At 70.4% G+C, this 13,973-nt stretch carries 13 protein-coding genes; 6 read left to right on the top strand and 7 right to left on the bottom strand.

Going from position 1 to position 13,973, the window contains the following annotated elements; genetic code table 11:
- The first annotated feature begins 283 nt into the window (after window positions 1-283).
- Window positions 284-2,179, top strand: coding sequence for an MFS transporter (locus tag ACIBW9_RS23895; RefSeq protein WP_398958145.1), 1,896 nt, complete (start codon window positions 284-286; stop codon window positions 2,177-2,179).
- Window positions 2,180-2,438: 259 nt separating this feature from the next.
- On the opposite strand, the gene ACIBW9_RS23890 is transcribed toward ACIBW9_RS23895, so the two are convergent.
- The 3 genes from ACIBW9_RS23890 to ACIBW9_RS23880 all read right to left on the bottom strand — a co-directional run bounded on the left by ACIBW9_RS23890 (window position 2,439) and on the right by ACIBW9_RS23880 (window position 4,891).
- Complete coding sequence (locus ACIBW9_RS23890; RefSeq protein WP_398958143.1) at window positions 2,439-3,305, bottom strand: MerR family transcriptional regulator; 867 nt, start codon at window positions 3,303-3,305, stop codon at window positions 2,439-2,441.
- Window positions 3,306-3,373: 68 nt separating this feature from the next.
- Window positions 3,374-3,883 carry a glutathione peroxidase gene (locus tag ACIBW9_RS23885; RefSeq protein ID WP_398958141.1) on the bottom strand — a complete coding sequence of 170 codons (510 nt, stop codon included), beginning with the start codon at window positions 3,881-3,883 and terminating at the stop codon, window positions 3,374-3,376.
- Window positions 3,884-3,892: 9 nt separating this feature from the next.
- Window positions 3,893-4,891 (bottom strand): helix-turn-helix domain-containing protein, encoded by a 999-nt coding sequence (locus tag ACIBW9_RS23880; RefSeq protein WP_398958138.1) that lies wholly within the window; start codon window positions 4,889-4,891, stop codon window positions 3,893-3,895.
- 79 nt (window positions 4,892-4,970) lie between these two features.
- On the opposite strand from ACIBW9_RS23880, the gene ACIBW9_RS23875 reads away from it, so the two are divergent.
- Window positions 4,971-6,170, top strand: a complete 1,200-nt coding sequence (locus ACIBW9_RS23875) for an MFS transporter (protein ID WP_398958136.1) — start codon at window positions 4,971-4,973, stop codon at window positions 6,168-6,170.
- Here ACIBW9_RS23875 and ACIBW9_RS23870 read toward each other — a convergent pair.
- The 4 genes from ACIBW9_RS23870 to ACIBW9_RS23855 all read right to left on the bottom strand — a co-directional run bounded on the left by ACIBW9_RS23870 (window position 6,112) and on the right by ACIBW9_RS23855 (window position 11,268).
- Complete coding sequence (locus ACIBW9_RS23870) at window positions 6,112-6,948, bottom strand: slipin family protein (RefSeq protein WP_398958134.1); 837 nt, start codon at window positions 6,946-6,948, stop codon at window positions 6,112-6,114. The genes ACIBW9_RS23875 and ACIBW9_RS23870 overlap by 59 nt on opposite strands.
- 180 nt (window positions 6,949-7,128) lie before the next feature.
- Complete coding sequence (locus tag ACIBW9_RS23865) at window positions 7,129-10,053, bottom strand: M36 family metallopeptidase (RefSeq protein ID WP_398958131.1); 2,925 nt, start codon at window positions 10,051-10,053, stop codon at window positions 7,129-7,131.
- Between the two features lie 150 nt (window positions 10,054-10,203).
- Entirely contained in the window at window positions 10,204-10,383 is a 180-nt protein-coding gene (locus tag ACIBW9_RS23860) for a DUF397 domain-containing protein (RefSeq protein WP_398958130.1), read from the bottom strand.
- A 3-nt stretch (window positions 10,384-10,386) separates the two neighbouring features.
- Window positions 10,387-11,268: a Scr1 family TA system antitoxin-like transcriptional regulator gene (locus ACIBW9_RS23855; RefSeq protein ID WP_115913455.1), complete on the bottom strand. Its 882-nt coding sequence runs from the start codon at window positions 11,266-11,268 to the stop codon at window positions 10,387-10,389.
- A 153-nt stretch (window positions 11,269-11,421) separates the two neighbouring features.
- Between ACIBW9_RS23855 and ACIBW9_RS23850 the strand changes: the two genes are divergently transcribed.
- From ACIBW9_RS23850 to ACIBW9_RS23835, 4 genes are all read left to right on the top strand, one after another.
- Complete coding sequence (locus tag ACIBW9_RS23850) at window positions 11,422-11,883, top strand: ATP-binding protein (RefSeq protein WP_115907574.1); 462 nt, start codon at window positions 11,422-11,424, stop codon at window positions 11,881-11,883.
- A 62-nt stretch (window positions 11,884-11,945) separates the two neighbouring features.
- Window positions 11,946-12,299: a hypothetical protein gene (locus ACIBW9_RS23845; protein ID WP_398958127.1), complete on the top strand. Its 354-nt coding sequence runs from the start codon at window positions 11,946-11,948 to the stop codon at window positions 12,297-12,299.
- Window positions 12,292-12,543: a hypothetical protein gene (locus ACIBW9_RS23840; protein WP_398958125.1), complete on the top strand. Its 252-nt coding sequence runs from the start codon at window positions 12,292-12,294 to the stop codon at window positions 12,541-12,543. The genes ACIBW9_RS23845 and ACIBW9_RS23840 overlap by 8 nt, the downstream gene beginning before the upstream one ends.
- A gap of 172 nt (window positions 12,544-12,715) precedes the next feature.
- Window positions 12,716-13,948 carry a M48 family metallopeptidase gene (locus tag ACIBW9_RS23835; protein WP_398958123.1) on the top strand — a complete coding sequence of 411 codons (1,233 nt, stop codon included), beginning with the start codon at window positions 12,716-12,718 and terminating at the stop codon, window positions 13,946-13,948.
- The last annotated feature ends 25 nt before the right edge of the window (window positions 13,949-13,973 follow it).

Here is a 13,973-nt window from a genome sequence, read left to right as displayed (position 1 = left end):
GGGGCCCGCGCCGCGTGCCCCGCGGGCGCGCGCCCCGGCCCCGGGGGCGCCCCGGGCCGCGCCCGGGGGGGGGGGGCCCCCCGGGCGCCGGCCCCCCCCCCCCCCCCCGGGGGGGGCCCCCCCGGGGGGCCCCCCCGACGGGGTGCGTGCTAGCGTCACGAAACGGGGCAGGCCGCCGCTCACGGGACGCGACCGGGAAATCCCCGGGGACGCGGCCGCGAACCAGCGGACAACGGGACGCGTCCCAGAACAGAAGACGGGACACCACGGGGAGTGCCTTCAGGTGGCCACTGCGGAGCCGACACGCGCCGACGACGCCGATCCGGGACCGGGAAACGGCCCGCGAATACGCGTGCCCGCACCGCGCTCGGAGGACAAGCGCGGCATGCACGGAACTGACACCGCCCGCGCGCAGCCGGGCGAGCGGGCGGACAGCGACAGCGCATCACGTGTGCGGGCCGCCTTCCTCGCCCTGCGCGAGCGGATGCTGCGCCACCCGGTGCTCTCCGTCACCGCCCTCGCCGGCGTACTCCACATCGTCTGGTTCTTCACCTTCGCGAACAGTGGCGGCGATCTTGCGGCCCAGGACGCATGGGCCGAGTTCGTCGGCCGGCACCCCGACTCGGCGTACAACCTCGCCTGGTACGGCGGTATGCACCCGGTGTCGTACAGCGTGGTCTCGCCGTATCTGATGTCGGTGCTCGGTGTCCGTACGACGATGATGATCGCGGGGACGGTCTCGGCCGGTCTGCTGACGATGATCCTGATCCGCAGCCGGAGCGTGAAGAACCCGCTGTGGGCGTCGCTGGCGGGACTCTTCGCGTTCCTGTGTAACGCGGTCTCGGGCCGGGTGACCTTCGGCCTGGGCACGATGTTCGCACTGGGCGCGGTCGCCACCGTCTTCTGCTGGCCGTACAAGTGGCGCTACAAGCGGTGGGCGAAGGCCCTGTGCACGGCGCCGCTGGCCGCGCTGGCGACGATGTCGTCACCGGTCGCGGGCCTGTTCGTCGGGCTGGTGGCCGTCGCCCTGTTCCTGCAGAAACGCCGTCCCGGCGCCTGGGCCCTGGGGCTCACCCCGGCCGCGGTCGTCGCCGTGTCGGCCTGGTTGTTCCCCTTCTCCGGCACCCAGCCGATGACGATCTGGTCGGTGATCCTGCCGTTCCTGTACGCCGTCCTCGCCTTCGTGCTCGTCCCGAAGGAGTGGAAGACGGTCCGGCTGACCTCCGCGGTGTACGGCCTCTCGGTCCTCGCGGTCTGGCTGGTCAGCTCGCAGATCGGCTCCAACATCACCCGGCTGGCCATGCTGTTCGCCGGCGTGACGCTGGTCGCGGCGCTCCCGTTCACGGTCCCGCGCTCGCGCAAGTGGTACGTCACCGTGCTCGCCTTCGCCGGCTTCGTCGTCTGGATCGGCTTCAAGTCGGTCGACGACATCATCCACACCTCGCCCGCAGCGTCCTGGGCGCGCGAACTGGCCCCCCTCGTGAACGAGCTCCAGGGCGTCGGCGCCGAGAAGGGCCGCGTCGAGGTCGTCCCCGCCCGCTCCCACCGCGAGGCCTCCGCCCTCGCCCCGTACGTCAACCTGGCCCGCGGCTGGAACCGCCAGGCCGACATGGAGCGCAACCCCCTCTTCTACGACGACACCCTCAACTCGGCGAACTACCACGAATGGCTGCAGCGCTGGGCCGTCCACTTCGTCGTGCTGCCGAAGGGCGAGCCGGACGGCGACGGCGGGGAGCGCGAGCGGGAGCTCGTGCAGCGGGGCATGCCGTATCTGAAGCAGATCTGGGGCGACGCCAACTGGCAGCTGTTCCGCGTCACCGACCCCACCCCGCTCGCCGACCCGCCCGCCATCGTCGACCGCGCGGCCCAGGGCGAGCTGACCATCGAGGTCAAGAAGCCCGGCCGCGTCCTGATCCGCGTCCCGTACTCCCCGTGGCTCGGCCTGGTCGACACCAAGGGCAAGGGCGTCGAACCCCCACAGGAGACATACGCCTCCAAGCACCGCGCGGACGGCACACCCAAGTCGTACGACAACGTCAACGGCTGCCTGATGCAGACGCAGGAGGACGACAAGGGCGACAAGTGGACCATCCTGCTGGCCCCGAAGGCGGGCACCTACCGACTGGGAGCCCCGTACCAGCTACCCCGCGGCACCCCCTGCCCGGACGAACTCAAATAAGCCCGCCCGGCGGCTGAAACCCAGCCCGTCCGGCGTTTGAGGACGAGGCCGTTCGACGGTGAACCCGCCCCGTCCGCTGGCTGGAGCAGAGCCCGTCCGACGGCGAAATCCAGCCCGTCCGGCGGCCGAAATTCAGCGCGTCCGGCGTTTGAGGACGAGGCCGTTCAGGCCGAAAGGGGGGTCTGGGGGCGCAGCCCCCAGGGACGGGATGGGAAGGGGCGGCGGGGGCGAGGAAACCCCACGCCGACCCCGGAGCCGCTCACCTCACCGGAAAGGCCACGTCACACACCGCATCCTCCGGCCCCGCCGCAGCCCAGTCCGCGAAGTACACCTCCCGGCACGGCCCCGCCTGCTGAAGCCCCCGCGCAGCGATCCACTGCTCCACCGCCTCGAACGCTGCCCCGATCTGCGGCGCAGCCACCTGCGCCTTGGTGATCCGGGTGTACGCCAGCCGAGCCGCAGGCTCGACGCGTACCCGGGTCTCCCACGCCCGCCCATGCCGCTCGGCCCACGCCCGCGCCGCCGCCTCGTCGGCGACCGGCACACAGGTCTCGGCCGGTCCGTCGCTCTCCATGGACACCTCGGAGTGGTAGACGACATAGGGCGCCGCCGCGACACCCCCGCACTCGCCCGCCGCCGGCACCAGCCGGTCCAGCGACGCCCCGATCCACGCCGGCAACTCATCCTGCAGCGTGTGCCGCGACTGGGTGATCACCACCAGCTCGGGCACGTCCACCGTCTCGACCACGAACTTCCCGTACATCTCGGAGCTCCTCCCCGACAGTCGTCCACGGAGGTACTCGACGAGCGTCCGCTGCCCAGCGATCCGCGCCTCCACGTCCGCCCAGTAGGCGGCGAGCCGGTCGGCGGCCTCGGTGCCGTCCGCCTCCACCACCTCGGCGATCCGGGCGAGCGGCATGTCGAGCTGCCGCAGCAGGGCCACGAGGCGGGCCCGTTCCACCTGGTCGGCGCGGTAGTAGCGGTAGCCGCTGAGCTCGTCGACGTGCGCGGGCGCAAGCAGGCCGAGACGGTCGTAGAGCCGCAGTGCCTTGGCCGACAGACGCGACCTGGCCGCGAACGCACCGATGGTGAGCAGTTCCTCGTCCACCTGAGCATCCTCCGTCACCGGACGGGTCCTTTCCGCCCGGTGACGGGAACGCTCGCCCTTGCCCCAGGGGCAAGGTCAACGTCCGACTAGGCGAGGGCGCTCTCCACCGCCGCCACGACCTCCGCCGCCTCCGGCTCGGTCTGCGGGGAGAAGCGGGCGACGACCTTGCCGTCCCGGCCGATCAGGAACTTCTCGAAGTTCCAGCGGATGTCGCCGCTGTGGCCCTCGGCGTCGGCGAAGCCGGTCAGACGGTCGTAGAGGGGGTGCCGGTTCTCGCCGTTCACCTCGACCTTCTCGGTCAGCGGGAAGGTCACGCCGTACGTCGCCGAGCAGAACTCGGCGATCTCCTCGGCGCTGCCCGGCTCCTGCCCGAGGAACTGGTTGCAGGGCACGCCGAGGACGGTGAAGCCCTGCTCGGCGTAGCGCTCGTGGAGGCGCTCGAGCCCGGTGTACTGCGGGGTCAGCCCGCACTTGGAGGCCACGTTCACAATGAGGACGGCCTTGCCCGTGTACTGGGAGAGGTCGGCGGAGCCACCCTTGAGGGCGCCGATCTCCACATCGAGGGGACCGGCGCCGTTGCTGTCTGCAGTCGTCATAAGCGGATGCTAACTCCGGTACATGTCGTCCCGGTTCTGGGCCTCCACCAGAACGTCACCGGCCGCCGTCCGTGAATACAGCACCGAGCGTCCCGCGCGCCGCCGCTCCACCAGCCCCGCCTCCAGCAGCACCCTCAGATGCCGGCCCACCGAGCCGAGCCCCTGGCCGGTGACGGCGGTCAGCTGACTGGTGCTCATCGGGGAGGCGAGCAGGACGAGGACCGAGGCGCGCGCGGGGCCGAGCAGGGCGGCCAGACTCGCGGGCGCGGGGCGCGCGCGGTGGTCGGCGAGCGTCCCCGAGCACGGGTAGACGATGGCGTACCGGTCGGGCTCCTCCCACGACACCCAGCCCGCCTCGCTGGTCACCGGCACGAAGACCAGTTCTGCGCCGGAGATCTCCCGCGGCGGGTATTCGTGCAGGTTGACCTGGAGCCGGTTCTCGCCGAGCCAGCGGGTCCGGCCCGGTCGCAGATCGTCCAGTACGGCGGCCCAGCCGCCCTGGCTGACGCGGGCGGTGCGGGCGACGACATCGGCTTGGAGGATGTGCCGCCGACGGGCCCAGTACGGCCGTACGGTCTCGGCCCAGACGTACTCGAAGAGGCGGGCCGCCCGCTCGGGCAGGTCGTCGCGGTCGAGTTCGGCCGGGAGCCGGGCGGCGGGGGAGACGGTGGCGAGGGCGACGGCGAGCTGGGCGCGGGCGTCGGAGGGGGCGACCGCCCGGACGCGCGCGACGCCCTCCTCGAAGGTCTCGCCGTCCCTGGGGGCCGGGGTGAGGAAGTCGGCGATCCAGGTCCGGCCGAGCCCGGCGCGCACCAGGCGCGCGGTCACGGGATCGGCGGCCAGCAGCGCCCGGTAGCCCGGCAGATGGTCCCGCAGCCAGGCCTGTTCGCCGGGGTGCGCGGCCTGCCGCGAGTGCAGCAGCCGCAGCGAGGCGAAGGTCTCGGCGAGCGGGGAGAGGACGAACCGGCTGCGGGCGAGGGTGTCGGCGTTGATCTGCCACCAGCCCATGACCGCCACCCGCCTTCGGACGTTTCGCGTGTGTGCGAAACAGTAACCGGCGCCGGCCGGCCGTCCCGAGACTCCGTGCATGCGCAGCTACCGAGACCTCTTCCGCACCCCGGAGTTCACCCCGTTCTTCCTCGCTTCCGCCGCCCACACCGCGGCCCAGACGATCGGCGCCCTGGCCCTCGGCACGCTGGTCTACCGGATGACCGACTCGCCGCTGCTGTCGGCGGTGAGCATGTTCGGCCCGCAGCTGGCGCAGGTGCTCGGCGCCACCGTCCTCCTCTCCGGCGCCGACCGGCTGCCGCCGAGGTCGACGCTGGCCGGCATCGGTCTCGCCTTCGCCGCCGGTACGGCCCTGCTCGCCCTGCCCGGGCTGCCGGTCGCGGCCGTCTTCGGCGTCGTCCTCGTCCAGGGGCTGATCGCCTCGCTGGGCGGGGGAGTGCGCTGGGGGTTGCTGAACGAGATCCTCTCCAAGGACGGCTATCTGCTGGGGCGTTCGGTGTTCAACATGCTCTCCGGGCTGATGCAGATCGCCGGGTTCGCGACCGGCGGCGCCCTGCTGACGGTCCTGTCCCCGCACGCCTGCCTGCTCATCTCGGCGGCGCTCTACGCCACCGCCGCCCTCGGCACCCGGCTGGGCCTGACCGCCCGCCCGCCGCGCTCCTCGGGCCGCCCGTCCGCCGCGGCGACCTGGCGCACGAACGCCCTCCTGTGGTCCTCGCGCCCCCGCCGCCTCACCTACCTCGGCCTCTGGCTCCCCAACGGCCTGGTCGTCGGCTGCGAATCCCTCTACGTCTCCTACGACCCGCACGCGGCCGGCGCGCTGTTCGCCTGCGGGGCGCTGGGCATGTTCGCCGGTGACGTGACCGTCGGCCGCCTCGTACCGGCCGCGCTGCGCCCCCGGCTGGCCACCCCGCTGCTCCTCCTGCTGGCCACGCCGTACCTGCTCTTCGCCCTGCACCCGGCGCTGCCCTGGTCGGCCGCCCTCGCCGTGATCGCCTCCGCCGGCTTCGGCGCGAGCCTCGTCCAGCAGGAACGCCTGATGGCCCTCACCCCGGACGAACTGAGCGGCCACGCCCTGGGCTTGCACTCCGCCGGAATGCTCACCATGCAGGGCGTGGCCGCGGCCCTGGCGGGTTCGGTGGCCCAACTCACCTCGCCCGCCTCGGCGATGACCGTGACGGCGCTCGCGTCGCTCGCGGTGACGCTGACGCTGACGCTGGCTACGGCTGCTGCTCGACGGGCGGCGCCGGAGCCGGCACCGGCGCTGCGGGAGCCGTAGGAGCGGCCCCGGACCCGAACTGCTGGGCCGCCTTGTCGAAGTAGCGCAGCAGCTCCACCGGGAACGGCATCACGAGCGTCGAGTTCTTCTCGGCCGCGACCTCCACGACCGTCTGGAGAAGGCGCAGCTGCATCGCCTCGGGGGTGTCGGACATGATGCGGGAGGCGTTGGCGAGCTGCTGGGCGGCCTGGAACTCACCGTCCGCGGTGATGACCCGGGCCCGCCGCTCGCGCTCCGCCTCGGCCTGCCGGGACATGGACCGCTTCAGCGACTCCGGCAGCTGTACGTCCTTGATCTCCACGCGGTCGATGTGGACGCCCCAGCCGGCGGCCGGGCTGTCGATCATCAGGGCGAGCCCCTCGTGCAGCCGCTCACGGTCCGACAGCAGGTCGTCGAGGTCGCTCTTGCCGATGATGGAACGCAAGCTGGACTGGGCGACCTGCCCGACGGCGAAGACGTAGTCCTGGACCTCGATGGCGGCCCGCAGCGGATCCGTCACCCGGAAGTAGACGACCGCGTCGACCTTCACCGAGACGTTGTCCTTGGTGATGCCCTCCTGGGTCGGCACCGGCATGGTGACCACCTGGGTGTTCACCTTCCGCATCCGGTCGACGAACGGGATCAGGAACGTCACGCCCGGCTGCCGGTACGACGGCAGCGCCTTGCCCATCCGGAACACGACCCCGCGCTCGACCTGGTTGACAACCCGCATACCGCTGCGCAGCACGAGCAGGGCGGCCAGGGCCACCAGCACGACCGCGACCACAGTGCCTTCCATGGCACTCCATTCCTCGAAAGGATTCCCCGTAAGGATTGAGACAAGGAAGTAGACACCGCACGGAGTTGGCCGGATGCGCTCGTCTGCGTCAGGAGATCGTCAAGAAAACGGTCCTGCACACGGTCGTGCCGAGGGGCGGCGTCCCGTCGTCGGTACGCCGCCCCTCGGGTGCCGGTCCGGTCAGCTCCGGTGTGCGGAGCCGTGGACCAGGAGTTCGGTCACGTCCATGTAGCTGCAGCCCGACGGGCTCGGGTCCGTCGCGCACTTGGCGCCGTTGTCGGCGGCCTGGTTGCCGAGCATGGTCAGGCGGACGTACCGCACGTTCTGCCCGGTGCCGGCCTTGAGGGGCACGGCGTTCTCGCGGCCGGTGTCGGCGGGCTTGAAGTGGCCCTCGGCGGCGGTGACCCAGGTGGTGCCGTCCGTCGAGGTCTCGACCCGGTAGTCGCCGAGGGACGCCGTCAGGTCGTCCCCGCAGCCCGCCGTCGGGTCGATGCGCAGTTCGGTGACGTCGACGGCCGAGGGCAGCTCGACGGTGTTGTGCACCGGGTCGACCCCGGTGCCGTTGCTGCCGCCCTTGGCGTCCGAGCCCCAGACGGTGCCCGACATGTCGATCAGGCCGTTCGGTCCGCAACCGAAGTCGGTGTTGTCGGGCCCGGTGAACTCCGTGACCGTGGCACCGCCGGAGGCGGCGGCCCAGTCGCGGCGCAGTGCCCAGTCGGCGCCGCTCCCGGATCCGACGGAGACGGTGCGGATCTGCGGCTCGTAGCCGTTGCCGCTCGCGTACACCTTCCGGTACGTGCCCTTGGGGACGTTGTGGATCGTGTACGTGCCGTCCGCCCTGGTCACGGCGGAGAGGTCGGCACCGGGGAAGCCGGAGGCATGGCCGCTGATGCTGACGGCGACCCCGCCGACGGGGGCGCCGGACGCGTCGTCGGTGACCTTGCCGGTGAGGGTGGTCACCGGGGTGTGCGGGCCGGGCGGCAGCGAGAAGTCCTCGTCGGGCTTGGTGTCGTCGGCGCTGAGCGCGGCGGCGAAGTAGCCCATGCCGCGGTGCGCGAACACCTTCCAGATGCGGTCGTGGGCCCGGCCGCGGTTGACCACGGTGTCGGCCTGCAGGATGGCGTTGCGCTGGTCGAGGAAGGTGGGGTTCGCGGGCGACAGCTCCATCGCGCGGGTCAGCAGCGACTCGGTGAGCCTGCTGCCGAGCCGGTTGCGCAGGTCCCAGAGCGTCTCGCTCCAGATCTCGCCGTCGGCATGCACCTCGGGGCCGCGGCGCGAGATCTTCCCGTAGTCGCCGTAGGTGTACCCGCCCTTGCCCGCCGCCGAGGTGCCGGGGCACTTGGCGGAGGTGGAGCCGACCGGGCAGTCCAACGGCTGGGAGCGGGACGGCAGTTCGTCCGTCCAGTGCGGCGGGTCGAGGGCCACCTCGCCGTCCGTGCGCCGGCTGTCCTTGAGCAGTCCCCGGTCGTTGAGGAAGTCGAGTGCGTACCAGTCGCTCCACGCCTCGCCCATCGCCCCGCCCTGCTGGCCGGTGAGGGCCGAGACCCCGGCGGCGTCGACGACGAGCCGGTTGGACAGACCGTGCGTGTACTCGTGGTAGACGGTGGCGGCGTCGTCGCCCCAGTTGCCCTGCAGCACCGTGTAGCCGGGCCCGGAGCCGGTCAGGTACATCTGCATCGTGGGCGCCTGGCCGTCCGGCGGCGTCCCCATGTTGGCGTTGTTCAGGTGGTTCTCATCGGGCAGCCCGTGGTCGACCGCGGCGCCGTCGTCGGTCTGCGCGTCCACGGCGTCGCCGTCCCGGCCGTCGAAGTTGCCCGCGGCCCGGGTGAAGCCGATCGGGCCCGCCTCCAGGTGGTCGTGGTAGGTGCCGAGGTAGTAGTAGACCTGCGCGGCGTTCTGCTCGCGGTTGGTCTTCCAGGAGTACGGCGTCTTCTGGTCCCAGGAGCAGGGCAGCGGTACGTCGCAGCCGGGACCGGTGACGGGCTTGAACGGGAAGGAGAACGTCCCGTCGGCCGCCGGGGTGATCTCCTCGCCCGCGTCCACCTTGTTGTCGTCGTCGACGTCGCTGAAGACGTGCGCGATACGGCCGTCGAGGGTCTTGGCGCCGACGGGCAGCCAGCCCCGGGTGGTGAGGTGGCGGGTGTGCTGTTTGCCGCCCGAGGGGGCGCCGGGGTAGCGGTCCCAGACGAGGACCTTGCCGCCGCGCAGCAGCTTTGCCGGTGAGGAGGGCAGGGGCTGACCGGAGGAGGGTGCCGTGCCGGTCGCCGCCGACAGGTCGTCGGAGAGGTTCTGCCGGTACAGCACCCGGCCGGTCGCCGCGTCGACGATGTGCAGCCACATGCCGTGGCCGTCGGGCACGGTGACCGTCTGCCAAGCGCGCCGTGCGGTGCCGCCCGGCCCCGTGTAGACGACCTGCTTGGCGGTGTCCTGCTTGCCGGCGGCGTCGGCCTCGGCCCCGGCGATGTCACGGACGGCGGTGTGCCTGGCCTGCGTCGAGGTGACACGGCCGGGGGCCAGCCGCGAGGGCAGCTTCGGCACCGGGGAGCCGAGCACACTGATCAGCCGCCCGTCCCGGGAGACGTTCGCCTTGACGCCGTTGCCGAACACCGGGACGCCGTCGACCGACTGGACGAACGACAGATGGTGGACCCCGGCGACGTCGGTGTACTCCTTGCGCAGGGTCAGCTCGCGGACCTGACCGGCGGAGAGACCGAAGACATCGGGATGGTCCCGCAGATACTGCCGGACGATGTCCTCCGGGCCCTTGTCGCTGCGGGGCGTCAGATACCCGTCGAGCTTGGCCACCTGCCGCGCCGTGCCGGTGGCAGGGTCCAGCTCGAGCACGCCCTGAACCCCGAGCTGCTTGCGCAACTGCCGTACCCCGGACCGCTGTTCGGCCTTCGCGAGCCGCGCATCGCGGCGCACCAGCGTCTGCTGCGAGGGTATGGACGGGGTGGCGGACGGTGTGGGCGGCGGCCCGTCGGCCGCCGGGCCGCCGGGGGTCGCCTGCGCGGCGCCGGGCACAAAAGCGACGGCCAGCGTGAGGCCGGCCGCCGCGGTGAGTATGGTCGCGCGTCTCGCACGCGAGGAAGAGGCTCTCGCCATTTAACGCCTCGTGGGGGGTGAGGGGGCCAACGGCCGTGTTCCACGGCCGAGTTGTATGCCCCGCACCCTTTCAAGGCGACCTGCACGACAGAAGACCTCAAAGATCAAGTGTCACAGAACTCACACAGCTCCCGATAAGTAATGCCTGGATCAGCTGGTGGCCAGGGATGCTGTGAAGTCTGTCCATGCCTTCGGGGTCAGGCGGAGTATCGGACCCTCGGGGTCCTTGGAGTCGCGTATGGCGACGCTGGTGGGGATGTTGCGGGCGACTTCGACGCATTCCTGGCCGGGCTGGCTGTAGCTGGACTTCACGAAAGCGAACTCGGGCATGGGTTACGTTTCCTTACGCAGGCTGTTGATCAGTGTCAGGGAGTCCCGGGGTGCCAGGCTGAGCCTGGACGTGCGGTCGAACAAGTCACCGTACGTGCTGCTCCCGGCTTCGTTCTCCACCCACACCATGTCCGTGAGGCCATCACTCTGCACCACGTCCAGAGCGTCGTCCTCCGCGAAGGAGAGGATGCTGAACGGGCCGCTGATGCATGGATGCGCACCCGTCCGAAACGGAAGCACCTGTAGGCGCACGTTCGGCAGTTCGGATACCTCCAGCAGGCGTTCCAGTTGCGCGCGCCTGATGTGGGGCCCACCGACCTCCTGCCGCAGCGCGGCTTCCCAGATCACAGCGTGCAGTTGGAGGGGGCGCTCACCGAGAAGACGCCCTTGGCGCTTCTGCTTGACCTCCACGTCGCGCTCGATGTCGTCGGGGTCCTCCCAAGCGGCACTGGCAACACACAGCGCGCGCGTGTACTCGGGGATCTGAAACAGCCCGGGAATGAGCGAGGACTGCCAGCTGCGGATGCGTGTGGCGGCATCCTCCATCGCGAGGTACTCGGCCATGGCACCCGAGTCGACCGTGCCGCGCCACCACCCTTTCGCCTTACGGCGTTCGCGGTCCAGCCGGGCCAAGTCCAGTAGGCGGCCGAGCGCCTTGGGGTCGTCCAGGCCGTAAAACTCGCACAGCACCCGGATATCCGGGTCCCGCATCGGCACCCAGCCCCGCTCCATCTTCACGACTTTGGTGCCGGTTGCATTGATGGACTCGGCGGCCTGCTGCTGGGTCTTTCCGGCGGTGTCACGCAGGCGCAGCAGCTCTCCACCGAGCCTACGCGCCAGGACAGTTGAAACCTGTCCCTGCCGGGGCTGAGTTGGTCGAGTCATGGTCACAGTGTGTCCCAAGCCAGTTACCCGGTCGAGCAGGTTCCCGCTTTGAGGAAGAACTTCCTCAGTTCGATTGCGCTTAGATGAGCCAAGTCGCTACCTTCGGCACATGGCCGCTCACTCACCGGAGTTGCAACTCGGAGGTGCCACCCCATGCCCCGCACCAACCCCGCTTCAGACCCGCTCCGCCACGAAGACCAGCTCGACTACACCCCCGTCCCCCGCAGCGTCGCCCTCGCCCGACACCGCACCGCACGCCTCGTCACCGACTGGGGTCATACGCACCTCGCCGGCGACGTCGCCCTCGTCGCCAGCGAGCTGATGACCAACGCCCTGCTGCACGGCAGCCTGCGCGACCGGCTCATCCGGCTGCGGATCACCACTACGGCCACCACGCTCCGCGTCGAGGTCAGCGACCCTCGCGGAGAACGGCTGCCGTGCCCTCGGGACGCAACCGGCGAGGATCAGTTCGGGCGGGGACTGTTGCTGGTCGGAGCACTGGCGGACGGCTGGGGCGTCGCACCACGGGTGGGTGTGGGCAAGACGGTCTGGGCGGAATGGGGCCTCGGCCTCACCCTCTGCACCGGCGATCCGCTCGCGCGCACGCGGGTGTGACGGGAATGGCGCTAGCGTGGGCCCGTGCCGGAAGGGCGCTGGACGAGCGGAAGGAGCGGCCCATGACCACGCCGCACGCGGACGGGAACGGCCCGCTCATTCCCAGGCCCGAGCTGACCCTGCCGGCTCTGCGCCAGGCCGTGGCGACGGTGGCCCCCTCCCGTCTGCCCGAGTTCTTCGAGGACCTGCAGAAGGCGTTCGTCCGCGCCGGGGACGAGGACAGCGTCGTACCGATCCGCATGTTCTACCGGCAGTGGGGCGTGGTGGTGGAGATCGAGCGGCACCCCGATACGGCCCGTCGCCTGCACGCCGCCGAGCAGGCGATCAGCAGCCCCGACCCGGACGTACGCGAACGCGCCATCCACGAGGCCGCAGAGATCGTACGAGCCGCCCACCGCGAGGTCGCCGGTGGCTGACTGGCGCTGGGAGCTGTTCCAGGACGACCTGCTGGACGGCCTCCCGGATACGGCACGCGCCGAGACCGCCCGGCTGGCCAACGAGATCGCCGTACGCGAGTCGGTGGTCTTCCTGGAGGGAGCCGCCTACACCGGACCGGGGCCTGGCGTACGGACCGAGAGCCGCGGGCTCCTCATGCTCACCTACCTGACCGATGTCCGTGGTGAGCGGATCGTGGTCGTGCAGGTGAGCTGGTTCGGCTGAGGGACGGCCGGATCCAGGCCGTATCACTGGGCACACACGGACACGAGATCAGAAACACGAATCGGTTGGCGGCCCAGCGAAACTGCACCCTCGCACGAAAACACGGATCTTGTCGGCGCTCTGTGTTCCGAGGAGGATGTCCCTTTCAGCGACCAGCCGGGGGGAGAGAGCCATGCAGGGTGAGGGGGTATCCGCTGAGGCCGAGGCTGACATGCCCGACCGGGCGAGTTTGGCCACGGCTGCTGCTTATGGCGTCGCTTGTCTGCTGCATATCCTGACGGTGAGTTTACTGATCGGCGGTCTGCTGCTGATCGTTCTGGGCCTCAGGACGGTTGTGCAACCGCTGATCGGGCTCGTGCTACTCGTGTGCGCCGCCCTATTGCGTCCCCGTTTCGACAGACTCGACCCAGACCTACCCACGCTGCTACGGGAAGAAGCGCCCGCCCTGTACGCGCTGCTGGATGACATAGCGGACGCGGTCGGCGTACGGCGCCTCGACGTCGTGCAGGTCAGCACGGACTTTGCCGTACGGGTCTCCACCTACGGCGTACGACGCAGACGGCGACTGGTGCTCGGCTACCCCCTCTGGCTGACCTTTGCACCGCAGCAGAGAGTTGCTGCTGTCGCACATGAATTGGGGCACTTTGCATCTCGCGATGTCCGACGCGGGGCGCTGGTTGGTATCGCGCTCGCTTCCCTGGCCGACGGGGCGGAGCAGATGGAGCACCGGCCCGATACAGCAGAGGCGGCCTTCGCTACGTCCCCGCTCGCCCTGTATGCGGAACAGATGGCCGTAGCAGAAGCGCGGTTCAACGCTCATAGCCGAACTACGAATTGGGCACTCTGGATCCCAGGATTGCTGATGAAGGGCGCCGTTTGGCTGCTGGTTCGGCTCACGCTGCCAAGCGCTCGGCGCACAGAGTTCCGGGCGGACGCTGTGGCTGCTCGTGTAGCTTCTACGCAGGCGGCTGTCTCAGCCTTGAGCAACCGGCAACTGGCCGACATCGTCACCATCGAGGTACACCGACTGGCGATTGCGGCACGAACATTCGGCCGGACCGGCACTGTGCGGAGCATAGACCAGGACTTTTGGGCGAAGGTTGGCGCACACACGGCATCATTGCCCGATAGCGCACGGAACAAGCGCAACGGTGTCGGCTCAGACAACGGGGCAACTACAGATTCCGACCCTCTGGGCCGCCAAGCCAAGGATTCCGGTCTCCCAGCCATCGAACTGCGTGTTGCCCGGCTGTCCACTGGTACGACGTACCCGGCCACGGTCATGCTCGACGCGGCCCAGGCTGATGCCATCGAGGACGAACTCTGCGAACCGAAGCGCTTACTGGCTCGCAAAGTCGTTCAAGACCTAAAAGCCGTACCCGTATCGGCAGCCAGCCGCCCATGAACCCAGGTGAACGCCCCTGCACACA

Origin of the sequence: Streptomyces sp. NPDC049541 (assembly GCF_044465725.1) — a bacterium.
GTDB lineage: Bacteria > Actinomycetota > Actinomycetes > Streptomycetales > Streptomycetaceae > Streptomyces.
Note: the sequence above shows the minus strand (reverse complement) of the source record. Positions and strands in the feature narration are given on the sequence as shown.

Bases quoted from the DNA above. Each gene is read 5' to 3' on its own strand.
- ACIBW9_RS23885 (WP_398958141.1), bottom strand. From the start codon at position 3,883: ATGACGACTGCAGACAGCAACGGCGCCGGTCCCCTCGATGTGGAGATC.
- ACIBW9_RS23880 (WP_398958138.1), bottom strand. From the start codon at position 4,891: ATGGGCTGGTGGCAGATCAACGCCGACACCCTCGCCCGCAGCCGGTTC.
- ACIBW9_RS23875 (WP_398958136.1), top strand. From the start codon at position 4,971: ATGCGCAGCTACCGAGACCTCTTCCGCACCCCGGAGTTCACCCCGTTC.
- ACIBW9_RS23870 (WP_398958134.1), bottom strand. From the start codon at position 6,948: ATGGAAGGCACTGTGGTCGCGGTCGTGCTGGTGGCCCTGGCCGCCCTG.
- ACIBW9_RS23865 (WP_398958131.1), bottom strand. From the start codon at position 10,053: ATGGCGAGAGCCTCTTCCTCGCGTGCGAGACGCGCGACCATACTCACC.
- ACIBW9_RS23860 (WP_398958130.1), bottom strand. From the start codon at position 10,383: ATGCCCGAGTTCGCTTTCGTGAAGTCCAGCTACAGCCAGCCCGGCCAG.
- ACIBW9_RS23855 (WP_115913455.1), bottom strand. From the start codon at position 11,268: ATGACTCGACCAACTCAGCCCCGGCAGGGACAGGTTTCAACTGTCCTG.
- ACIBW9_RS23850 (WP_115907574.1), top strand. From the start codon at position 11,422: ATGCCCCGCACCAACCCCGCTTCAGACCCGCTCCGCCACGAAGACCAG.
- ACIBW9_RS23845 (WP_398958127.1), top strand. From the start codon at position 11,946: ATGACCACGCCGCACGCGGACGGGAACGGCCCGCTCATTCCCAGGCCC.
- ACIBW9_RS23835 (WP_398958123.1), top strand. From the start codon at position 12,716: ATGCAGGGTGAGGGGGTATCCGCTGAGGCCGAGGCTGACATGCCCGAC.